This window comes from Streptomyces sp. NPDC001194 (genome assembly GCF_042896985.1).
Lineage (GTDB): Bacteria > Actinomycetota > Actinomycetes > Streptomycetales > Streptomycetaceae > Streptomyces.
Genome location: NZ_JBIAXU010000016.1, coordinates 64,208 through 84,972, shown reverse-complemented (window position 1 = coordinate 84,972; position 20,765 = coordinate 64,208). Strand labels below are relative to the sequence as shown.

General features: G+C 73.5%; 16 protein-coding genes. 9 read left to right on the top strand and 7 right to left on the bottom strand.

Annotation, left to right across the window (positions count from 1 at the left end; genetic code table 11):
• Positions 1-10 precede the first annotated feature (10 nt).
• The 3 genes from galT to ACFY1T_RS26775 all read left to right on the top strand — a co-directional run bounded on the left by galT (position 11) and on the right by ACFY1T_RS26775 (position 3,310).
• Positions 11-1,099, top strand: a complete 1,089-nt coding sequence (galT, locus tag ACFY1T_RS26785) for a galactose-1-phosphate uridylyltransferase (RefSeq protein ID WP_390790431.1) — start codon at positions 11-13, stop codon at positions 1,097-1,099.
• The gene (gene galK, locus ACFY1T_RS26780; protein WP_390790430.1) at positions 1,096-2,253 is read left to right on the top strand and encodes a galactokinase; all 1,158 of its coding nucleotides are present in this window, start codon (positions 1,096-1,098) and stop codon (positions 2,251-2,253) included. Before galT ends, galK begins: the two co-directional genes overlap by 4 nt.
• A gap of 115 nt (positions 2,254-2,368) precedes the next feature.
• Positions 2,369-3,310 carry an aldo/keto reductase gene (locus ACFY1T_RS26775; RefSeq protein WP_390790429.1) on the top strand — a complete coding sequence of 314 codons (942 nt, stop codon included), beginning with the start codon at positions 2,369-2,371 and terminating at the stop codon, positions 3,308-3,310.
• Positions 3,311-3,389: 79 nt separating this feature from the next.
• Here ACFY1T_RS26775 and ACFY1T_RS26770 read toward each other — a convergent pair whose 3' ends face one another.
• The 3 genes from ACFY1T_RS26770 to ACFY1T_RS26760 form a co-directional block, all read right to left on the bottom strand.
• A complete protein-coding gene (locus tag ACFY1T_RS26770; protein WP_390790428.1) occupies positions 3,390-4,121 on the bottom strand; it encodes a carbonic anhydrase in 732 nt (243 codons plus the stop codon).
• Positions 4,122-4,267: 146 nt separating this feature from the next.
• A complete protein-coding gene (locus ACFY1T_RS26765) occupies positions 4,268-5,131 on the bottom strand; it encodes an ABC transporter permease (RefSeq protein WP_390790427.1) in 864 nt (287 codons plus the stop codon).
• On the bottom strand, positions 5,128-7,866 hold the full coding sequence (locus tag ACFY1T_RS26760; RefSeq protein ID WP_390790426.1) for an alpha/beta fold hydrolase: 2,739 nt from the start codon (positions 7,864-7,866) through the stop codon (positions 5,128-5,130). Before ACFY1T_RS26760 ends, ACFY1T_RS26765 begins: the two co-directional genes overlap by 4 nt.
• 198 nt (positions 7,867-8,064) lie before the next feature.
• On the opposite strand from ACFY1T_RS26760, the gene ACFY1T_RS26755 reads away from it, so the two are divergent.
• The 5 genes from ACFY1T_RS26755 (at position 8,065) to ACFY1T_RS26735 (ending at position 12,135) form a co-directional block, all read left to right on the top strand.
• Entirely contained in the window at positions 8,065-9,591 is a 1,527-nt protein-coding gene (locus tag ACFY1T_RS26755; RefSeq protein WP_390790425.1) for an ATP-dependent DNA ligase, read from the top strand.
• A 78-nt stretch (positions 9,592-9,669) separates the two neighbouring features.
• Positions 9,670-10,371: a helix-turn-helix domain-containing protein gene (locus tag ACFY1T_RS26750; RefSeq protein WP_390790424.1), complete on the top strand. Its 702-nt coding sequence runs from the start codon at positions 9,670-9,672 to the stop codon at positions 10,369-10,371.
• Positions 10,372-10,396: 25 nt separating this feature from the next.
• The gene (locus ACFY1T_RS26745) at positions 10,397-10,519 is read left to right on the top strand and encodes a DUF6126 family protein (protein WP_037846875.1); all 123 of its coding nucleotides are present in this window, start codon (positions 10,397-10,399) and stop codon (positions 10,517-10,519) included.
• Between the two features lie 57 nt (positions 10,520-10,576).
• The gene (locus tag ACFY1T_RS26740) at positions 10,577-11,659 is read left to right on the top strand and encodes a dihydrodipicolinate reductase (RefSeq protein ID WP_390790423.1); all 1,083 of its coding nucleotides are present in this window, start codon (positions 10,577-10,579) and stop codon (positions 11,657-11,659) included.
• The gene (locus ACFY1T_RS26735; protein ID WP_030154022.1) at positions 11,656-12,135 is read left to right on the top strand and encodes a carboxymuconolactone decarboxylase family protein; all 480 of its coding nucleotides are present in this window, start codon (positions 11,656-11,658) and stop codon (positions 12,133-12,135) included. Before ACFY1T_RS26740 ends, ACFY1T_RS26735 begins: the two co-directional genes overlap by 4 nt.
• 72 nt (positions 12,136-12,207) lie before the next feature.
• Here the strand turns inward: ACFY1T_RS26735 and ACFY1T_RS26730 are convergent, their stop codons facing one another.
• The 3 genes from ACFY1T_RS26730 to ACFY1T_RS26720 form a co-directional block, all read right to left on the bottom strand.
• On the bottom strand, positions 12,208-13,863 hold the full coding sequence (locus ACFY1T_RS26730; protein WP_390790422.1) for a GMC oxidoreductase: 1,656 nt from the start codon (positions 13,861-13,863) through the stop codon (positions 12,208-12,210).
• A gap of 91 nt (positions 13,864-13,954) precedes the next feature.
• On the bottom strand, positions 13,955-14,581 hold the full coding sequence (locus tag ACFY1T_RS26725) for a DUF6629 family protein (RefSeq protein ID WP_390790421.1): 627 nt from the start codon (positions 14,579-14,581) through the stop codon (positions 13,955-13,957).
• Positions 14,582-14,594: 13 nt separating this feature from the next.
• A complete protein-coding gene (locus ACFY1T_RS26720) occupies positions 14,595-16,100 on the bottom strand; it encodes an MFS transporter (protein WP_390790420.1) in 1,506 nt (501 codons plus the stop codon).
• A gap of 98 nt (positions 16,101-16,198) precedes the next feature.
• Between ACFY1T_RS26720 and ACFY1T_RS26715 the strand changes: the two genes are divergently transcribed.
• A complete protein-coding gene (locus ACFY1T_RS26715; RefSeq protein WP_390790419.1) occupies positions 16,199-19,831 on the top strand; it encodes a S8 family serine peptidase in 3,633 nt (1,210 codons plus the stop codon).
• A 68-nt stretch (positions 19,832-19,899) separates the two neighbouring features.
• Here the strand turns inward: ACFY1T_RS26715 and ACFY1T_RS26710 are convergent, their stop codons facing one another.
• Positions 19,900-20,631, bottom strand: coding sequence for an ATP-grasp domain-containing protein (locus tag ACFY1T_RS26710; RefSeq protein WP_390790418.1), 732 nt, complete (start codon positions 20,629-20,631; stop codon positions 19,900-19,902).
• Positions 20,632-20,765: the final 134 nt, after the last annotated feature.

Below are 20,765 nucleotides of genomic sequence, written 5' to 3'. Positions count from 1 at the left end.
AGCTCTTCCCGTGAAGCGAACGAGCACCCGCCTGGCCGACGGCCGAGAGATCCTCTACTACGACGCCGACGACGGCGCGGCCCGCGCCGTCCCCGACACCCGCCCCCTCGACGCGTCCGCCACCTCCTCCGAGGTGCGCCGCGACCCGCTGCTCGGCGACGCCGTCGTCATCGCCTCCCACCGCCAGGGCCGCACCTACCACCCGCCGGCCGACGCCTGCCCGCTGTGCCCCTCCACCGAGGGGCGCGCGAGCGAGATCCCGGCCCCCGACTACGACGTGGTCGTCTTCGAGAACCGCTTCCCCTCCCTCGCCGGCGACACCGGCCGCTGCGAGGTCATCTGCTTCACCCCCGACCACCGGACCTCCTTCGCCGAACTCGACGAGGAACGCGCCGCGCTCGTCCTGGCCGCGTGGACCGACCGCACCGCCGAGCTCTCCGCCCGCGCCGGCGTCCGGCAGGTCTACTGCTTCGAGAACCGCGGCACCGAGATCGGCGTGACCCTCGCGCACCCGCACGGCCAGATCTACGCCTTCCCCTTCATCACCCCGCGCACCACCCGCATGCTCGCCACCGTCGCCGCCCACCGCGCCCGCACCGGCGGCAACCTCTTCGAAGAGGTGCTCGCCGCCGAACGGGCCGAGGGCACCAGGGTCGTCCTCGAAGGGGAGCACTGGACCGCCTTCGTGCCGTACGCCGCGCGCTGGCCGTACGAGGTCCACCTCTATCCGCACCGCCGCACCGCCGACCTGACCACGCTCGACGACGCGGCCCGCGCCGAGTTCCCGCGCCTCTACCTGGAGCTGCTGCGCCGCTTCGACCGGCTGTTCGGGTCGTCCGCGCCCACCCCGTACATCTCCGCCTGGCACCAGGCGCCGGTCTCCGGCGGGGGCGGGGGCGGGGACGCGGGCGGGGAATCGGGCCGGGGCGAGGAAGAGGCGCGGGCCGACTTCGCGCTCCACCTCGAGCTCTTCACGGTCCGCCGCACCGCTGACAAGCTCAAGTACCTGGCGGGTACCGAATCCGGCATGGAGGCCTACATGAACGACGTCCGGCCCGAGGACGCGGCCGCCCGGCTGCGAGAGGCGGCGAGCCGGTGAGCGGGACCGCGGACGGATTCCACCGGCTGTACGGGGCCGCCCCCGAGGGGGTCTGGGCGGCGCCGGGCCGGGTCAACCTGATCGGCGAACACACCGACTACAACGACGGCTTCGCCCTGCCCTTCGCCCTCCCTCAGCGCACCGAGGTGGCGGTGGCCCGCCGCCCCGACCGGACCCTGCGGCTCCACTCCGCCGACATCCCGTCGGGCGTGGTCACCCTCGCGCTCGACCGCCTGCACTCGGCCCGCCCGCCCGAGGGCCCGGAGAGCTGGGCCGCCTACCCCGCCGCCGTCGCGTGGGCGCTGCTCGACGCGGGCCTGCCCGTCGGCGGCGCCGACCTGCACATCCGCTCCGACGTGCCCACCGGAGCCGGACTCTCCTCCTCCGCCGCCCTGGAGGTGGCCACCGCCCTCGCCCTCACCGACCTGTACGGGATCCCGCTCACCCGGCCCGAACTGGCCGCGCTCGCCCGCCGCGCCGAGAACGCGTACGTCGGCGTGCCCTGCGGGGTGATGGACCAGATGGCCTCGGCCTGCGCGACCGAAGGCCACGCCCTCCACCTCGACACCCGCACCCTCGAACAGCTCCACATCCCCTTCGACTGCGCGGCGGCCGGACTGCGCCTCCTGGTCGTCGACACCCGCGTCAAACACGCCCTCGGCGACGGGGCGTACGCCCGGCGCCTCGCCTCCTGCCACGGCGCGGCCGCCGCGCTCGGACTGCCCGCCCTGCGCGACCTCCCGTACGAGGACCTGGAGCCGGCGCTGGCCCGCCTCGACGACCCGGTCCTGCGCCGGCGCGCCCGCCACGTCGTCACCGAGAACCAGCGGGTCGTACGGGTGGAGGAACTGCTGCGCGCAGGCCGGCTGCGCGAGACGGGCCCGCTGCTGACCGAGGGACACGCCTCCCTGAGCGAGGACTACGAGGTCTCCTGCCCGGAGCTCGACCTGGCCGTGGCCACCGCCCGTGCCGCGGGCGCGTACGGGGCCCGGATGACCGGCGGCGGGTTCGGCGGCTCGGCCCTGGCCCTCATCGACGCCGACGCCGAGGCGGCCGTGACCCGGGCGGTCACGGAGGCCTTCGTCGCGGCCGGGTTCACGCCTCCGCGCGTGATGTCCGCGGCTCCGGCCGCAGGCGCCGAACGCATCCTCTGACCAGGGCGAAGGCCTCCGCCACCGACAGCGGACCCGCCGTGCGCCCGGTGGACGGGGGCCGGACGATCGGCAAGACTCTCGCCGATCCCTTCTGGCCTTCGGAGGAACGAAACGCATGCGCTACATCCCGCTGGGCAGTTCAGGCCTTCAGGTCTCCGCCGTCGGACTCGGCTGCAACAACTTCGGCGGCCGCCTCGACGCGCAGGCCACCCGCTCCGTCGTCGACGCGGCCCTCGACGCGGGGATCACCCTCCTCGACACCGCCGACATCTACGGCGGGCGCGGCGGCTCCGAGCGCCACCTCGGGCAGGCCCTCAAGGGCCGCCGCGACCAGGTCGTCCTCGCCACCAAGTTCGGCTTCGCGGGCATGTCCATGGAGTACGGGCCCGCGGCCGGATCCCTCGGCGGCCGCGCGTACGTCCGCCGGGCCGTCGAGGAGTCCCTGCGCCGCCTGGACACCGACCACATCGACCTCTACCAGCTGCACAGCCCCGACCCGGCGACCCCCGTGGCCGAGACCCTGGCCGCGCTCACCGAGCTCGTCGCCGAGGGCAAGATCCGCTACATCGGCCACTCCAACTTCAGCGGCTGGCAGCTCGCCGAGGCCGCCCACGTCGCCCGCGAGACCGGCGCGGTGCCCTTCGTGTCGGCGCAGAACGAATGGTCGCTGCTCCAGCGTTCCGCGGAACGGGAGCTGGTGCCGGCCGCCCTGCACTACGGCCTCGGGGTGCTGCCGTACTTCCCGCTCGCCAACGGCCTGCTGACCGGCAAGATCCGCCGGGGAGCCGCCGTACCGGCCGGCTCCCGTCTGGAGGGCCGCGACGGCTACGTCACCGAGGAGCGCCTCGACACGGTCGAGGCGCTGGCGGCCGTCGCCGACCGGCACGGCCGCAGCATCCTCGAACTCGCCATCGGCTGGCTCTCCGCCCGGCCCGGCTGCTCCTCCGTCATCGCGGGCGCCACCTCGCCCGAGCAGGTGCGGGCCAACGCGGCCGTCGCCGACCGCCCCCTGGGGCCCGAACTGCTCGCGGAGATCGACGCGGTCGCGGGGGCGTGAACCGCAGCGTGAACCACGCAGTGAGCCGGGCCGTGAACCCTGCGGTGAACCCTGCGGTGAACCACGTGGTGAGCCGGGCTCAGGCGGGTGCGCCCGTCAGGACTTCGACCTTGCCGGTGTCCAGCGAGTAGTACGCGCCGACGACGCCGAGGGCGCCCTTCGCCACGAGGGGCCCCAGGTCGGAGTTGGTGCGCAGACCGTCCGCGGTCACCTTGATCTGGTGGTGGGTCATGGTGTCGACGGGGTCGGCGCCCGGGCTCCGGGCCGTCAGCTCGTACGCCGGCACCATCGCCTTCGCGAGCGCCTCCAGGTTCCCGGGCAGCGGCTTGCCCGCCTTCAGCGAGGCGTACGCGGCCTCGACGGCCCCGCAGCGCTGGTGGCCGAGCACGACGACCAGCGGGGTCCCGCCCGTCATGGGGCCGTACTCGACGGAGCCGGTCACCACCGGGCCGACCGCCTGCCCGCCCGTGCGCAGCACGTACAGGTCCCCGAGCCCCGTGTCGAAGATCAGCTCGGGTGCCACCCTGGAGTCGATGCACGAGAGGACCACCCCGAAGGGATCCTGCGCCTCGGCGACCAGCTCGCGCCGCTCCGGATCCCGGTCGGGGTGGTCGAGTTTGCCGCTCACCCAGCGCTTGTTGCCCTCCATCAGGCGGGTGAACGCGGCCTGCGGGGTGGCCGGACGCGGCTGCGGGGCCGCGGTCGCCACCTTCCGGGGACGTGGGGACGAGCACCCCGAGAGGGTGACGAGGGCGGCCGCGAGACCTCCGGTCAGTACGCCCCTGCGAGCCGGAAGTCCTGCTGTGTGCATCGGTCGTACCCCTCGGTGCCGCGCAGACGCGTCGATGCGTCGTGACGACCGCGATTGTTCAGCGTGCCGGGGGCGACGGGGCGGCAGACGCACGCGCCGCCGCCCCGATTGCCACAGACGGCCCACGCCCGCCGCGGGCGGCCGCCTCAGGACACGATGTCCTTGCGGGCGAACCCGCGGAACGCGAGGGCGAACAGCACCAGCGCGTACGACACCGACACCACCGCCCCCTTGATCATCCCGCCCCACTCCAGATGCGGCTGCAGCGCGTCCGCCCAGGCGAACTGCCAGTGCGCGGGCAGGAACTCCCGCCAGGAGCCGAGCGCCGTCACCGCGTCCAGCACGTTCCCCACGATGGTCAGGCCGACCGCCCCGCCCATCGCGCCCAGCGGCGCGTCCGTCCGCGTCGACAGCCAGAACGCCAGTCCGGCCGTGACCAGCTGCGACACGAAGACGAACGCCACCACGAGTGCGAGGCGCGGCACGCTCTCCGCGGCCGCCAGCGAGCCGCCCGTCGGCAGCTTCAGCGGGCCCCAGCCGTACGCGATCGTGCCCGCCGCCAGCGCCACCAGCGGCAGCAGCACCATCGCCGCCAGGCTGAAGCCCAGCGCCACCACGAGCTTGCTCCACAGCAGCCGGGTCCGCGGCACCGGCGAGGCCAGCAGGTAGCGCAGCGAGGACCAGCTCGCCTCCGATGCCACCGTGTCCCCGCAGAACAGCGCCACCGGCACCACCAGCAGGAAACCGGCCGACACGAACAGGCACGTGGCCGCGAAGTTCGCCCCCGAGGCCGTCGCCGTGTCGATGAGCGTGATCCGCCCGTCCCTGCCGCCCCGGCCGTCCTGTCCGCCGCCCACCGCGAACGCGATGATCATGATGAACGGCAGCGCGGCGAGCACCGCGCCCATCACCAGCGTCCGCCGCCGGCGCCACTGCCGCAGCGCCTCCACGCGCAGCGGCAGCGTACGGCTCGCCCGGTAGCCGGGGGCCACCTCCGTCACGGCGCTCATGCCGCACCTCCGATCAGGGTGAGGAACGCGTCCTCCAGCCGGCGGTGCGGACCCACCGCGCTCACCGGCACTTCCAGCCGCACCAGCTCGGCGATCAGCCCGGAGGCCGTCGCGCCCTCGAGCCGTACGAGCAGCCCGTCATCGGCGGCCGTCACCGCACCCACTCCCTCCAGCGCGGCCACCTTCGCCATCGTCCCCTCGTCCACCGGCCCGGCCAGCGTCACCAGCAGGGTGTCCCCGCCGCCGGTGATCTCCGCGACCTCGCCCGCCCGTACCAGCCGCCCGCGGTCCATGACCACCAGGTGCGTGCAGGTCTGTTCCACCTCCGACAAGAGGTGGCTGGAGACGATGACCGTCCGCCCGCCCGCCGCGTACCGGATCATCACGTCCCGCATCTCCCGGATCTGCGGCGGATCCAGACCGTTCGTCGGTTCGTCGAGGATCAGCAGGTCCGGCATGCCGAGCATGGCCTGCGCGATCGCGAGGCGCTGCCGCATGCCCTGCGAGTACGTGCGCACCGCGCGGTCCAGCGCGTCGCCGAGCGCGGCGATCTCCAGGGCCTCCGCCATGTGCGCGTCCTCGGCCGGACGCCCGGTGGCCTGCCAGTACAGCTCGAGGTTGGCCCGCCCCGACAGGTGCGGCAGGAAGCCGGCCCCCTCGACGAACGCCCCGACCCGCGATAGCACCGGCGCCCCCGCCCGTACCTCGTGCCCGAACACCCGGATCTCGCCCGCGTCCGGCGAGATCAGCCCCATCAGCATCCGCAGGGTGGTGGTCTTGCCGGCGCCGTTGGGCCCGAGCAGGCCCAGGACCTGCCCCTTCTCCACCCGGAACGACAGGTCCCGCACCGCGTACCGGTCCTGCACGCCCCGGTAGCGCTTCGTCAGCCCCGTGATGTCCAGGGGTACGTCGGCCGCCGCGGGCTCGGGCTGCGCTGCATGACCCGGCGGCCCCGCACCCTCCCGGCCGGTCCTCCGGATCCCCAGCAGCGCCGCGGCCAGCAGCGCCGCACCCAGCGGCAGTCCCCAGGTCCACGCGGGCAGCCCCGCCGAGGCCGTCCTGACCCCGTCGGCCACCGGCACGGCCAGGGCGCCCCGCACCGCGACCGTGTACGTGGCCGGAGCGGCCGGGGACGCGTAGCCGAGGTCGGTGGCGGCGACGACGAGCCGCAGCCGGTGCCCGGCCTCCACGGCGTGGTCGACGGCGGGCAGCCGCAGCTGCACGGCGGTGCCCTGCTGCGCGTTCTCCACCCGCACCGGGGAGACCAGCTGACTCGGCAGCACCGCCTGGCGGCCGTCGGGCCCGACGTCGTACAGCTTGCCGAACAGGACGGCGGAACCGTCGGCAGCCGTCGACCTCACGTCCAGGGTGACGGTCGGGGCCCCGGTGACCCGTACCTCCTCGGTCAGGGGCTCCGACTCGAACCGGGCGTTCTGCCCGGGGAAGTCCAGTGACAGCCCGGCCCCGACGGCGGCGAGCTGACCGCCGATCCCGGGCAGGGAGGACAGCGCGGGAGGCGCGCCGCCCGCCGGATTGGCGAAGCCCTGCTCCCGGCCGCTCAGGGCGAACTCCCGGGGAGCGGAGGCCAGCCCCGGGTAGCGCTCGCCGCTCGCGCCGCGCAGCTGTACCGCCCCGTCCGTGGAATCGATGCCTCCGGAGCGCGAGACGCGGAAGACCGGGCCGGTGTCCGCGCCCTGCTCGTCCTTGAGGTAGCGGTCGAACCAGCCGGCCACCCGGTCCTCGACCCGGGCCGACTCGCGCAGGCCGCCGTCGTGTCCGCCGGCCGCCCAGTCCACCGAGACGGGCGCCCCGTTCGCCGCGATCGTCTTCGCCATCGCGTCGGCCTGGTCCAGCGGGAAGAGGGAGTCCTCCTGGCCCTGCACGATCAGTGTCGGCACCTTGATCCGGTCCCCGACCGCCGACGGACTGCGCCCCTCCAGCAGGGCGCGGGCCTCGGCGTCGGGCTTCCCGGCCACCGCGACCCGCTCGTACATGGCGCACAGCTCGGGCTGGAACCGCCCGCAGGCGGTGGCGCCACCGGCGGGGGCGGGGCCGGGCGCGGGGGCGGTGTCCGTACCAGGGACGCCCCCGGGCTGCATTCCGTCGGCGGAACCGGTGGTGAAGAACAAGCCCGCCCACAGCTTCTTGAACACGCCCTGCGGGAAGAGGGAGTCCGCGAGGTTCCAGTACGTGATCTGCGGGGCGATCGCGTCGACCCGCTTGTCGTATCCGGCGGCGAGCAGCGAGACGGCCCCGCCGTAGGAGGCGCCGGCGACGCCGACGCGCGGATCGCCGTCCCCGTCGAGCCGCACCTGCGGCTGCCGGGCGAGCCAGTCGACGAGCCGGGACACGTCCTTGACCTCGTGCTCGGGATCGTTCAGCCCGATCTGCCCGCCGGAGCGGCCGAAGCCGCGCGCCGACCAGGTCAGCACGGCGTAGCCGTCCCGGGCGAGGCGCTCGGCCTGCGCGCGGACGTCGTCCTTGCTGCCGCCGAACCCGTGCCCGAGGAGTACGGCGGGCCGTTTCCCGGCGCCGCCGGCCGTGAAGAACGAGGTGTCGATGGCCGCGCCGGGCATCTCCACCATGCGGTCCTGGCGGTGCACGGCGGGTGCTTCTCCGGACGCGGAGGCGGTCCAGGTACCGGCCCCGGCGACGACGGCGAGCGCGGCGGCCCCCGCGAGCAGGCGGGTGCGGCGGCGCCGTGGCAGCCGGAGCTTCGGCAGTCGGGGCTTCATACCGAAACCCTAGACGCCGGGCCGCCGCGCCCTGAGCGCCCCCGGGCGGAACCGCCCACCTCCTGGAGGAGTACCCGGGCGGCCCGGCATACCGCGCCTGCGGTACGGGCGTGCCGGGCGTCTCGGGGCAGGCGGGACTTCGCGGACACTCCCAGGACCCGAGCTGCGGGGTGCGACGGGCGGCGGGAGGATGACGGCATGCTGCTCGCCGAGGTCGCGCGCGTGTCCCGGGAGGTCGCCGAGACCTCCGCCCGCTCCCGCAAGACCGCCCTGCTCGCGGAGGTGTTCGCGGCCGCGCCGCCCGAGGAGGCCGCGCTGGTCGTCTCCTACCTCTCCGGGCGCCTGCCGCAGGGCCGGCCGGGCATCGGCTGGCGTGCGCTCGCCGCCGAGGTCGAGCCCGCCGCCGAGCCCACCCTGACCGTCACCGCCGTCGACGCGGCGGTGACCGATTTCGCCGCCGTCGCCGGAGCGGGCGCGCAGGCCGGGCGCCGCCGGGTCCTCGACGCCCTGCTCGGCGCGGCGACCGCGCCCGAGCAGCGGTTCCTGCGCAGCCTGCTCTCCGGCGAGGTCCGCCAGGGCGCCCTCGACGCGGTCGCCCTGGAAGGGGTCGCCGCGGCCGCGGGCGTGCCGGCCGCCGCACTGCGCCGCGCCGCGATGCTCGACGGCTCGCTGCCGCGGGTGGCCGCGGCGGTACTGGCCGACGGGGCGGCGGCGCTGCGCGAGGTCACCCTGCGGGTCGGGCAGCCCGTACAGCCGATGCTGGCCAACACCGCCAAGTCGGTGGCCGAGGCCCTGGACGTGCTCGGGCCCTGCGCGGTGGAGGAGAAGCTCGACGGGATCCGGGTGCAGGTGCACCGCGACGGGGACGGCGTACGGGTGTACACGCGGTCCCTGGACGACATCACCGGCCGGCTGCCGGAGGTGGCGGAGCTCGCCCTGGCGCTGCCGGGGGAGCGGTTCATCCTCGACGGCGAGGTGATCGGTCAGGCGCCCGACGGCCGGCCCGTGCCCTTCCAGGAGGTCGCGAGCCGGGTCGGATCACGGCTCGACGTCGAGGCGGCGCGCCGGACGCTGCCCGTCGTCCCCTACTTCTTCGACGTGCTGGCGGCGGGGGACGAGGTGCTCCTCGACAGCCCGGTGCGCGAGCGGTACGCGGCGCTCGCCGCACTGGTGCCGCAGGAATCCCGGGTCCGCCGGCTCGTCGTGGAGGACCCGCGGGAGCAGGCGCCGCAAGCCGAGGAGTTCTGGGCCGAGACCCTGCGCCGCGGTCACGAGGGGGTCATGGTCAAGGGCCTCGACTCCGCCTACGCGGCCGGGCGGCGCGGCAGGCAGTGGCTCAAGGTGAAACCGGTGCACACCCTCGACCTCGTGGTGCTCGCCGTCGAGTGGGGCCACGGCCGGCGCACCGGACTGCTGTCGAACCTGCACCTCGGGGCGCGGGCCGCCGACGGCACGTACGCCATGCTCGGCAAGACCTTCAAGGGGCTCACCGACGAGATGCTGCGCTGGCAGACCGAGCGGCTGGGGGAGCTGGCGGTGGAGGACGACGGGTTCACGGTGCGGGTGCGGCCCGAGCTGGTCGTGGAGATCGCGTACGACGGGCTCCAGCGCTCCCCGCGCTACCCGGCCGGGGTCGCGCTGCGCTTCGCGCGGGTGCTGCGGCACCGCCCGGACAAGAGCGCGCAGGAGGCGGACACGGTGGAGACGGTGCTCGGCGGGGCCTGACACGGAAGAGGACGCCCCGTCTTTGCCTCAGAGGCAAGGGAAATTGCCAGGCAGGCAGGATTCTGGCTCAATCAGGGCATGACATCCGGTCCTGCCCCCGGCCCCGAAGGGCCCGACGAACCGCTCGGCCCCGACGAACCGCTCGGCCCCGACGAACCGCTCGGCCCCGACACCGGCGCCGACGAGCTGCCCTCCGTGGCACCGCAGCTGCGTGACCTGCGGCGCCGCGCCGGGCTCACGCTGGAGGCCGCCGCCGCGCGGGCCCGGCTCTCGCCCGCGCACCTGTCCCGGCTGGAGACCGGGCGGCGCCAGCCCTCGCTGCCACTGCTGCTCGGACTCGCCCGCACCTACGGTACGACGGTCTCGGAACTGCTCGGCGAGACCCCCGCCGTCGCCGATCCCATCGTACGGGCCGGCGGTCCGGGTGCCCGCGAGGCCGACGGGTGGACGTACTGGCAGGCCGGCGGCCCCGGCCGCGGGATGCAGGCGCTGCGCGTGCACGTCCCGCACGGGCGCAGCCAGGGCGAGCTGGTCCGCGTACATCCCGGCGAGGAGTGGCTGTACGTCCTGGGCGGGCGGCTGCGGCTGCGCCTGGCCGAGGCCGAGTACCTGCTGGAGCCGGGGGACAGTGCGCACTTCGACTCCCTCACCCCGCACCGGATCGGCGCGGCCACCCAGGGCGGGGCCGATCTGCTCTTCGTCCACACCCTGCTGCAGAGCAGCCTCGCCGGGCTGTGCCTCGGCGGCGGCGCCCCCGGCGCACCCGCACACCACCGCTGACCCCTCCCAGCCCAGGAGTCCCACCATGAAGCTCCAGTCCAAGTTCCCGCGCGGTCTGCTGATTCGGCTGGTCGCCTACTTGTTCGTCGGCCACCTCTTCGCCTTCTTCGTCTACCTCCTCTTCGTCCTGGGCGGCCAGAACCAGTAACGAAGGCCGGGGCCCGCGACTCTGGAAACGTGCAGGTCCTGTCGCTACCCTCCGCGCATGATTTCCACGGTTGTCTGGGGTACCGGCAACGTCGGCCGATTGGCCATCCGTGCCGTAGAGGCCCATCCGGCGCTGAAACTGGCCGCCGTCATCGTCCACCATCCCGAGAAAATCGGCCGCGACGCGGGCCGGCTCGGTGAACTCGACCACGACACCGGGGTCCTGGCCACCGACGACATCGAAGCGGTCCTGGCCGCCCGGCCGCAGGCCGTCGTCTACGCGGCCTCCGGCGACACCCGCCCCGACGACGCGCTCGCCGACATCACCCGGGCCATCCGGTCCGGCGCGGTCGTCGTCAGCCCCGCCCTCTACCCGCTCTACGACCACCGGAACGCCCCGCCCGAGTTCCGCGATCCGGTGGCCGCGGCGGTCGCGGAGGGCGGCGGCTCGCTCTTCGCCTCCGGCGTCGACCCCGGCTGGGGCAACGACGTCCTCCCGCTCCTGCTCAGCGGCCTGGGCAGCACCATCGACGCCATCCGCTGCCAGGAGATATTCGACTACTCCACCTACGACCAGCCGGACTCGGTCCGCCACCTCGTCGGCATGGGCCAGCCCATGGACTTCGAGCCGATGATGCTCATGCCGTCCGTCCCCACCATGGTGTGGGGCGGCCAGATCCGCATGATGGCCCGGGCGCTCGGCGTCGAACTCGACGAGATCCGCGAGACCGTGGACCGCCGCCCCCTGGACACCACCGTCACCACCCGCACCATGGGCGAGTTCGAAGCCGGCACCCAGGGCGCCATCCGCTTCGAGGTGCAGGGCATCGTCGAGGGCGAACCCCGCCTCGTCATCGAGCACGTCACCCGCATCCACGCCTCCTGCGCCCCCGACTGGCCGTCCCCGCCCGACGGCGGGGACGGCGCCCACCGCGTGATCATCGAGGGCCGCCCGCACATCGAGGTCACCGTCGAGGCTACCGACGAGGGCGAGAACCGTTCGGCGGGCGGCAACGCCACCGCCGTCGGCCGCCTGGTCGGCGCCATCGACTGGCTGGTGGAGGCCGAACCGGGCCTCTACGACGCCCTCGACGTCCCCCTGCGCCCCGCCATCGGAAAGCTCGGAAGGAAACAGCCATGAGGATCGACATACCCGAAGGCCAGCACCCGATCGAGTACGTGTGGGGCGACATGGTCCCCGGGATCGGGATGGCCGCCGCGAACTTCTCCCTGTCGGTGTACGCCCACACCACCCTGGGACTGCGCGAGTTCGAGGCGGCCCGGCTGCGCGTCGCCCAGATCAACGGATGCGTGTTCTGCCTCGACTGGCGCACGGAGCGGGACGGGGAGAAGGTCGAGGAGGAGTTCTCCGACGCCGTCACCGACTGGCGCACCACGGACCGGTTCGACGAGCGGACGCGGCTGGCCGCGGAGTACGCGGAGCGCTACACGCTCGACCACCACAACCTCGACGAGGAGTTCTGGGAGCGGATGACCGCGCGGTACAGCCAGCTCGAGATCGTGGAGCTCACGATGAGCATCGGTTCCTGGCTGGCCTTCGGCCGGCTCAACCACGTGCTCGGCCTCGACAGCGTGTGCGTACTGCCGGGGCACTGACGCGGGCCGCGAGGGCAACGGGTCCGGGGCCGGTCGGTTCCTCCGACGGCCCCGGGTCTGCGTACGGATCGCCTACAGGTCGGTGGCGATGATCTTCTCGATGTTGCGTTCGGCGAGCGCCGTGATGGTGACGAACGGGTTCACGCTGGTGTTGCCGGGGATCAGCGCGCCATCGATCACGTACAGGCCGGTGTAGCCGTGCAGGCGGCCGTAGTTGTCGGTGGCCCTGTTCAGGACCGCGCCGCCGAGCGGGTGGTAGGTGAGGTGGTCGCCCCAGATCTTGTTGGTGCCGAACAGGTCCGTCCGGTAGATCGTCCCCTCCTTGGAGTTGATCTTGTCGAAGATGCTCTTGGCCATGTCGATGGACGGCTGCTTCCACGCCGTCTGCCAGTTCAGCTCGACGTTGCCGGAGGCCGCGTTGTACGTGAACTCGGCGCGGTGCGGGTTCTTGGTGATGGACAGGTAGAAGGAGGCGTACGTCTCGATCCCGGTCGGCAGCGGCGCCACCTCGGCGAAGGCCCCGCCCGCGTCCCAGTTGTCGATGCCGCCGCAGGGGATGGAGGCCTGGACCTTGCCGGTCGGGTCCCACAGGTGGTTGGCCCGGCCGCACATGACGTTGCCGTTGTCGCCCCAGCCCTTGCCGATCTCGCCGTTCAGGGCGGGCAGCGCGCCGGTGGCCTTGAGCCGCACGAGCAGCTTGCTGGTGCCGACGCTGCCGGCCGCGAAGAACACCTTGTCGGCGACCACGGTCTTGGTGGCGGTCGTGGCGCCGGTGGTGTCGATCTGGTCGATGGCGACGGTGTAGCCGCCGCCGGCCGCAGGGGAGACCGAAGTGACCTTGTGCAGAGGGGAGATGGTGACCCTGCCGGTGGCCCTGGCCTGCGCGAGGTAGGTCTTCTGCAGGGACTTCTTGCCGTGGTTGTTGCCGTAGAGGATCTCCCCGGCCACGGCGGACTTGGGGGCGGTCCCGGCCGCCTCCTGCTTCATGTAGTCCCAGTCGTACACGTCCGGGACGAAGACGAAGGGGAAGCCGGAGCGCTGGGCGTGCTTGCGGCCGACGCGGGCGAACTGGTAGCAGTCGACGGTGTCGAACCAGGCGGGGTCGACGAGGCCGACCCCGAGTCCGGCATTGGCCCGCGGGTAGTAGGTGCCGTACATCTCCTCGGCGTCCACCGACGGGAGGATGGCGCCGAAGTTCGCGCGCTTCGGTGTCACCGCCATGCCGCCGTTGACCAGCGAGCCGCCGCCGACGCCGCGGCCCTGGTAGACGATGATGCCGCCCATCTCCTCGGCGTCCAGGATCCCGGTGTAGCGGGGGATGTCCCGGTCGATGGGGAAGCCGAGGAAGTTGCTCAGGGGCTGCTTGGTCTTGGTCCGCAGCCAGTAGGAGCGCTGGTCGGGCGAGGTCGTGTTGCAGAAGATCTTGCCGTCGGAGCCCGGGGTGTCCCAGGCCATGCCCATCTCGATCATGTGGACGTCGACCCCGGCCTGGGCGAGCCGCAGCGCGGCGACGGATCCGCCGTAGCCGGTGCCGATCACCAGGGCCGGTACGTGCGCGCCGTTGTCGATGGGGCCGGCGGCCGCCGCCGCTGAAGCGGCGCTCTCGGCGTGGGCCGGGGTGATCTGACCGGCGAGGGCCACGGCCCCAAGAATAGAACTCGTTCTAGCTATGAATCCACGGCGTGAGATCCCATTGGAGCCGGATTTGTGCAGGCCTTTGTCACTCATGTGACGTTCCTCACTCTCGGCGGAATGGGAACGAGTTCTACTGCCGGGCGCATGGGAAGTCACTACATACGTCAAGGTAACTTTCGGCCTGTCACGTCACAGAAGTGCCCGTCCCGGGGCGCCGGACCCACCCCAGGACGAGCAGCGAGGCGACCGCCGCGAAGGCGCACCAGGTGGAGGCGAATTCCAGCCGCCACAGCGCTGAGCAGGCCAATGCCCCGGCGCCGAGCACCGCACCGAGGAGCCGCAGCCGCCGGTCGCCGGACAGCAGCAGGGCGCCCAGGGTGGCGAAGAGGTAGCCCGCGAGGACGAGAGGCATCCACGGAACATTCACGCCGTAGCCGAGGGTGTGGCCCCGGATCCCGGCGACGGCCGGCCGGGTCGAGATGCGGTACGCGAGCACCGCGGCGGTGGTCAGGCCGACGGCCGCCGGCCCCGCCAGGCGGCGCCGGACCGCCGGATCGGCCGCGAGGAGGACCCCGAGCGGCACCCAGACCGGGAGCGCCGGCAGGGCGATCACCACCCAGGCCGTGGTGGCCGGGCCGCAGCCGCCGCCCGCGTGCCAGACGGCGGCCTCCACCAGCTGGTGGGCGCCCAGGAGCAACGGCAGTGCGGCGATCGGGAGATCGCGGGCCCGCCGTACGCGCGCCACGCACACGATCCCGACGGCGGTGATGACCGCACCCGCCGTCAGATCGGCCGTGGCGTTCCAGCACATGGCGCGCCGCCGGTCAGGGCTTCGCCGTCCTCGGGGGTTCGAGCGGGGGAGAGGTCGTCGCGCAGAAGGTGTGGCACTCCGGGTGGCACCCGGCCCCGGGCACGGGCTTGCGCACGGTGGCCCAGGCGAAGGCGGCGCCCGCCACCAGCAGCCCCGCGCACCACAGCATGGCCCGCCCGAACGCGGCGTCGAACTCCGAGGCCGAGCGGTACGCGTCCGGCCCCATCCCGGCCAGCAGGGGCAGCGCCGCCACCGCCAGCAGCCCGGCCGCCCGCGCGGCCGCGTTGTTGATGCCGCTGGCCAGGCCCGCACGGCCGGGGTCCACCGAGGACAGCACGGTCGCCGTCAGCGGAGCCACCAGGGCCACCATGCCCATGCCCATCACGATCAGCGCCGGCAGCACGTCCCGCACGTACGAGGCGTCCGGCCCGACCCGCAGCATCAGCAGCAGTGCCGCCGCGCACAGCAGCGGCCCCACCGTGAGCGGGATCCGCGGCCCGATCTTCTCGCCGAGCGCCCCCGAACGGGCCGACAGCAGCAGCATCAGCGCGGTCGTCGGCAGCAGGGCCGCCCCCGCGCCCAGTGCCGAGTAGCCGGCCACCACCTGGAGCTGGAGCACGAACAGGAAGAAGAACCCGCTGAAGGCCGCGTACACGAACAGGGTGACCACGTTGACGGCGGTGAACTGGCGGGAGGCGAAGATGTCGGGCGGCAGCATCGGATCGGCCCGGTGCCGCTCGACGTACACGAACACGGCGGACAGCAGCACGCCCCCGACGCCCGAGGCGATCACGAGCGGGGACCCGGACCGGGCTTCGATCAGCGCGTACGTGAGCAGGGCGAGGGCGGCGGCGCCCAGGAAGGCGCCGAGCACGTCGAACCGCCCGTGCGCCTGCGGGTCACGTGATTCCGGTACGTGCCGCAGGGCGATCGGCGCGCACACCGCGGCCACCGGCACGTTCAGCAGGAACACCCAGCGCCAGCCGGGGCCGTCCACCAGCCAGCCGCCGAGGAACGGCCCCACGGCCGCGCCCACCCCGCCGAACCCCGACCACAGCCCGACGGCCCGGGCCCGGTCCTCGGCGGCGATGGAGCCCTGGATCAGCGCGAGCGAACCGGGGGTCAGCAGCGCCCCGCCGATGCCCTGGAGGGCCCGCGCGGCGATCAGGACCCCCGTGTTCGGCGCGATCCCGCACAGCAGCGAGGCGCCCGCGAACCACACCACCCCGAGGACGAAGATCCGGCGCCGCCCGAAGCGGTCACCGAGCGCTCCGCCGACGAGGATCAGCCCGGCCAGGGTGAGCATGTAGGCGTTGGCGGTCCACTGGAGCACGGCCATGTCGGCGTCGAGGTCCACCCCGATCGTGGGGAGGGCGACGTTGACGACGGTCGAGTCGAGCATGGCCATGGTCGAGCCGAGCACGGTGGTCAGTACGATCCACCGGCCCCGGGCCGACGCGAGCGGCACGCCGGGTCCGGCCGGATCGCGCTCTTGCGTGCCCGGCGCTGGATCGGTCATGTCTTCAGGCTCGCCCGCCGGGGCCGCGATGGCCACCCCAGGCGCGAAGCGTACGGCTCATGAGGCCCTCTTGTTATGTCCATGACCCTTCCTTCACCATGACCGCGCACGTCGCGCACGCCCTTCCCGCACAACCTGCACACGGCGTCCGAGGAGGACCACACGTGGCCCAACGCAACAGGCGACGATCGTTACGCGCGGCGCTCGCCGCTCTCACCACGGCCTTGCTCCTGCCCGTAGGAGCGGGCGTGGCGGCGGCCGCGCCGGAACCCGGTCCCACCCCCGCAGCGGCCGAGCGCAAGATCGAGCCGAAACTCCGCACCCAGCTCGACGACTCCGGCAAGGCCGTCTTCTGGGTGTACCTGAACAGCGCCGCCGACCTCTCGGCGGCGGGGCGGCAGAAGACCCGCGCAGCCAAAGCAGAAACGGTTCTGCACGCCAAGCAGGAGCACGCCGTGCGCAGCCAGGCCGAGGTGATCAAGGCCCTGGACGGCGCCAAGGCCGAGTACACCTCGTACTGGATCGTGAACGCCGTCCGCGTCGTCGGCAGCCAGAAACTGGCGGGCACCCTCGCACAGCGCCCCGAGGTCTCCCGGATCGACGCCGACGACAAGGTCACCCTCCCCAAGCCCGCCGAGGGCAAACGGGAGAAGGCCGCCGCCGACGCGGTCGAGTGGAACGTCGACCGCATCAAGGCCCCGCAGGTCTGGGACCAGCTCGGCGTGCGCGGCGAGGGCATCGTCGTCGCCAACATCGACAGCGGCGTCGACTACACGCACCCGGCCGTGAACGGCCAGTACCGCGGCAAGAACGCGGACGGGTCCTACGACCACAACCACAACTGGTTCGATCCGGCCGGAGTCTGTCCCACCGCGGCCCCCTGCGACAACAACGACCACGGCACCCACACCATGGGCACCATGGTCGGCGACGACGGCGGCGCCAACAAGATCGGCGTGGCCCCCGGGGCCAAGTGGATCGCCGCCAAGGGCTGCGAGACCAACTCCTGCTCCGAGGCCTCCCTCCTCGCCGCCGGCCAGTGGATCGTCGCGCCGACCGACCTGAGCGGCCAGAACCCGCGCCCCGACCTGGCCCCGCACGTGGTCAACAACTCGTGGGGCAGCGCCGCGCACGACGACTGGTACCAGCAGATCGTCGACACCTGGCGCGCCGCCGGCATCTTCCCCGCCTTCTCCAACGGGAACTCCGGTCCCGGCTGCGCCACCAGCGGCTCGCCCGGCGACTACGCGAGCTCCTACAGCTCCGGCGCCTTCGACATCAACGGCGCGATCGCGTCGTTCTCCTCGCGCGGCGCGGGCCCCGGCGGCATCGTCAAGCCGAACATCGCCGCCCCCGGCGTGAACGTCCGCTCATCCGTCCCCGGCGGCGGGTACGAGGCCTTCTCCGGCACCTCCATGGCCTCCCCGCACACCGCGGCCACCGTGGCCCTGCTCTGGTCCGCCGCACCCGCCCTCGAAGGCGACGTCGCGCGGACCGAGGAACTGCTGGACGGCACCGCCCAGGACACCGACAACGGCCAGTGCGGCGGCAACGCCGCCGACAACAACGTGTTCGGCGAGGGCAAGCTCGACGCGTTCGCCGCCGTCTCGGGCGCCCCGCGCGGCGCCATCGGCGCCGTCTCCGGCACCGTCCGCTCCGCCGGCGCACCCGTCGCGGGCGCCAAGGTCACCGCGGCCGGCCCCATCGGCCGTACGACGACCACCGCGGCCGACGGCACCTACGCCTTCCCCGCCCTGTCGGTCGGCGCGTACACGCTGACGGTCTCCAAGTTCGGCTACGGCCAGCAGACCTCGCAGGCGACGGTGACCGAGAACGCCACCGCCACCGGTGACTTCTCCCTCACCCAGGCCCCCTCAGGCAAGCTCACCGGCACCGTCACCTCGGCCGCCGGACCCGCCGCGGGCGCCACCGTCACGCTCACGGACACCCCGCTGACCGCGACCGCCGACGACCAGGGCCGCTTCGAGCTCACCGTGCCGCACGGCACGTACGAGGTACGGGCCGCGCACTCCTCCCGCTGCGTCACCGGCACCGCCGCCCAGACCACCGTCGCCGGCGACACGACGCTCGCGCTCACGCTGCCCGAGCGCACCGACAACTTCGGCTACGCCTGCGCCACCCCGGGCGGCCGCCCGTACGCGGCCGGGGACCGGCAGCTCGCGCTGACCGGCGACAACACCACCGAGCGCGTCGACCTGCCGTTCCCGCTCCCGCTGTACGGCAAGACGTACGGCCAGGCCTGGATCGGGACGAACGGCACCGTCAGCTTCGGCGGCAACAACACCGGCGACATCAACGGCGACATCCCGAGCACGGCCACGCCCAACGCGGCGCTGTACCCGTTCTGGGACGACCTCGTCGTCGGCGCGGCCGGCAGCGGTTCGGGCGTCTTCACCGGTGTCACCGGCACCGCCCCGCACCGGACGTACGTGATCGAGTGGCGCGAGGTGTCCCACTGGTCGGCGCAGGCCGACAAGTTCTCGTTCTCGGCGGCGATCGGCGAGGACGGCACCGTCGTCTACACCTACAAGGGGACGGGCGGCACCGGCATCAAGGGCGGCTCCACGGCCACGGTCGGCGTGGAGAACGCGCTGGGCACCGACGCCTTCAAGTACTCCTTCAACCAGGCCGGCATCACCGACGGACTGGCCATCGCCTTCAGGACCACCAAGAGCGGCGTGGTCGCGGGCCGGATACTCGACGCGAACGACGGCAAGGGCGTCGCGGGGGCCACGGTGACCGTCGGCTTCGGCGCCGAAGCCGTCACGGCGACCACCGGGGCGGACGGCGGCTACCTCCTGCAGGCCGCCTCCGGCAAGAACTCGTACACGATCCTGGCCGACATGTACACGGGGGTGACCAACGCCTTCACCGTGGAGCCGGGCGGCGTCACCGCCGTGAACCAGTCCCTGTGGACGGCACGGGTCACCGCCTCCCAGCCCTCCCTGGAGCTGGTCCTGCCGCCGGGACAGAAGCGCACCCGCACCCTCGAACTCACCAACACCGGCACCATCGACTCGCGGTTCACGGTGGCCGAGGACGCCGCCTGGCTGACGGCCACCCCCGACTCCGGGAACCTGGTGATCGGGGGCAAGGCCACCGTGAACCTGGCCGTCGACACCACGGGTCTGGCCGCCGGCTCGGTCCTCACGGCGAACCTGCGGATCAGCTCGGTGAGCGGGCGCAGCCCGGTCCTCACCGTCCCGGTCAAGGTCGTGGTCCCGCGCTACCAGGTGGCCCTGGACGCGGGCTCCGACTCCGCTGCCACGGACGCGCTCGGGGACAGCTGGTCCCCGGACCGCAAGTACACGGCCGGCTCGTACGGCTACCAGGGCAGCTCCTCGACCCACTCCACCGGGCGCACCATCGCCGGAACGGCCGATCAGAAGCTGTTCCGAAACGCCCGTGAAGGCATGTACGAGTACCGCTTCGACAACGTCCCGAACGGTACGTACACCGTGGAGCTCGGCTTCGCGGAGCTGTCCTCGACGAAGCCGAACAAGCGTGTCTTCGACGTGATGGCCGAGGGCACCCAGGTGCTGCCCTCGCTGGACATCGCGCTGGAGGCGGGCACGTACACGGCCCTGACCCGGACGTACACGGTCACGGTCACCGACGGCGTGCTCAACGTCCGCTTCGTCGCACACGGGGGGTACGGCAAGCCGCTGCTGAACTCCCTGCGCGTGACGGACCGCCCCGACAAGAGCTGACGGGCACCGGCTGACGGCGGGGGGCGGGGTGCCGGAAGGCGCCCCGCCCCCCGCGCTCGGCGCCTCCTCTAGCGCAGGAATTCCCGGTCGCGGTCCGTGAAGGAGTCCAGCGGGGCGGCGGCGCGCAGGACGACGTCGAGGGCGCGCTGCGGATCGCAGGCGTACGTGCCGCTGGCCCACGCGGCGTTGGCCTCGACCACCGACCAGCGGCCGTCCGCGACACCGACGTCGACGACGATCGCGGAGGGGAGGGTGGCGAACGGCAGCCGCCCGGCGAAGGCGACCGCTTCGGCGGCCGCCGGGCCGAGGCTCAGCCGGCCGTCCTCGGCGTAGCGGCTCGCGGTGTGCACGGCGCCGTCGAGGAGGTGCATGCGGTACTCGGCCGTGAAGCGCGTGACATCGCTGACCAGCACCTCGGTCTCCGGGTCCACGGCGTCGGGGCCCGGGAGGCGGGAGCCGTCGGCGTAGACGAGGGCGGGGATCGACTTGTCGTTGGGCGACTTCACGAAGACGGGCCGGCGCAGGGCGCAGGCCTCGCGGATCGGGACCAGGCGGACCTCCCGGCCCGTGAACTCCCGGGGCAGCCGCGCCAGCCAGTCGGCCGGGGCCTCCAGCAGCCCGATCCCGAGCCGCGGCGCCACGGCGTCGGCGAATGCCGGACCGGCATGCAGATGCCGTGCCCGCAGCCCGTCGGGCACGGCGAAGGTCTCCAGCTGTACGGTGCCCAGCCCGCGCGCGAGGGCCGCCTCGCGGAGCCGGGCGGCGGAGGCGGTGATGCGGGGCGGCAGGATCAGGGTCACCGGGGAGACCCTGCCAGGAGCCCCGGCGGAAGGCACGCGGTTTTCCGGCGCCCGGGGTGCCGGGGGGCGCGGCTGGCATTCGGGTGGCCCGGGCCGAATCCGGGCCGCCTCCGGGGCGCCGGACCGGCGGGCCC

What these genes read in the sequence shown, in the direction of transcription:
- ACFY1T_RS26750 (WP_390790424.1), top strand. Translation starts at nt 9,670, where the DNA reads ATGACATCCGGTCCTGCCCCCGGCCCCGAAGGGCCCGACGAACCGCTC.
- ACFY1T_RS26725 (WP_390790421.1), bottom strand. Translation starts at nt 14,581, where the DNA reads ATGTGCTGGAACGCCACGGCCGATCTGACGGCGGGTGCGGTCATCACC.
- ACFY1T_RS26760 (WP_390790426.1), bottom strand. Translation starts at nt 7,866, where the DNA reads ATGAAGCCCCGACTGCCGAAGCTCCGGCTGCCACGGCGCCGCCGCACC.
- ACFY1T_RS26770 (WP_390790428.1), bottom strand. Translation starts at nt 4,121, where the DNA reads ATGCACACAGCAGGACTTCCGGCTCGCAGGGGCGTACTGACCGGAGGT.
- ACFY1T_RS26720 (WP_390790420.1), bottom strand. Translation starts at nt 16,100, where the DNA reads ATGACCGATCCAGCGCCGGGCACGCAAGAGCGCGATCCGGCCGGACCC.
- ACFY1T_RS26775 (WP_390790429.1), top strand. Translation starts at nt 2,369, where the DNA reads ATGCGCTACATCCCGCTGGGCAGTTCAGGCCTTCAGGTCTCCGCCGTC.
- ACFY1T_RS26745 (WP_037846875.1), top strand. Translation starts at nt 10,397, where the DNA reads ATGAAGCTCCAGTCCAAGTTCCCGCGCGGTCTGCTGATTCGGCTGGTC.
- ACFY1T_RS26735 (WP_030154022.1), top strand. Translation starts at nt 11,656, where the DNA reads ATGAGGATCGACATACCCGAAGGCCAGCACCCGATCGAGTACGTGTGG.
- ACFY1T_RS26730 (WP_390790422.1), bottom strand. Translation starts at nt 13,863, where the DNA reads ATGAGTGACAAAGGCCTGCACAAATCCGGCTCCAATGGGATCTCACGC.
- ACFY1T_RS26740 (WP_390790423.1), top strand. Translation starts at nt 10,577, where the DNA reads ATGATTTCCACGGTTGTCTGGGGTACCGGCAACGTCGGCCGATTGGCC.
- ACFY1T_RS26755 (WP_390790425.1), top strand. Translation starts at nt 8,065, where the DNA reads ATGCTGCTCGCCGAGGTCGCGCGCGTGTCCCGGGAGGTCGCCGAGACC.
- ACFY1T_RS26765 (WP_390790427.1), bottom strand. Translation starts at nt 5,131, where the DNA reads ATGAGCGCCGTGACGGAGGTGGCCCCCGGCTACCGGGCGAGCCGTACG.
- ACFY1T_RS26715 (WP_390790419.1), top strand. Translation starts at nt 16,199, where the DNA reads ATGACCGCGCACGTCGCGCACGCCCTTCCCGCACAACCTGCACACGGC.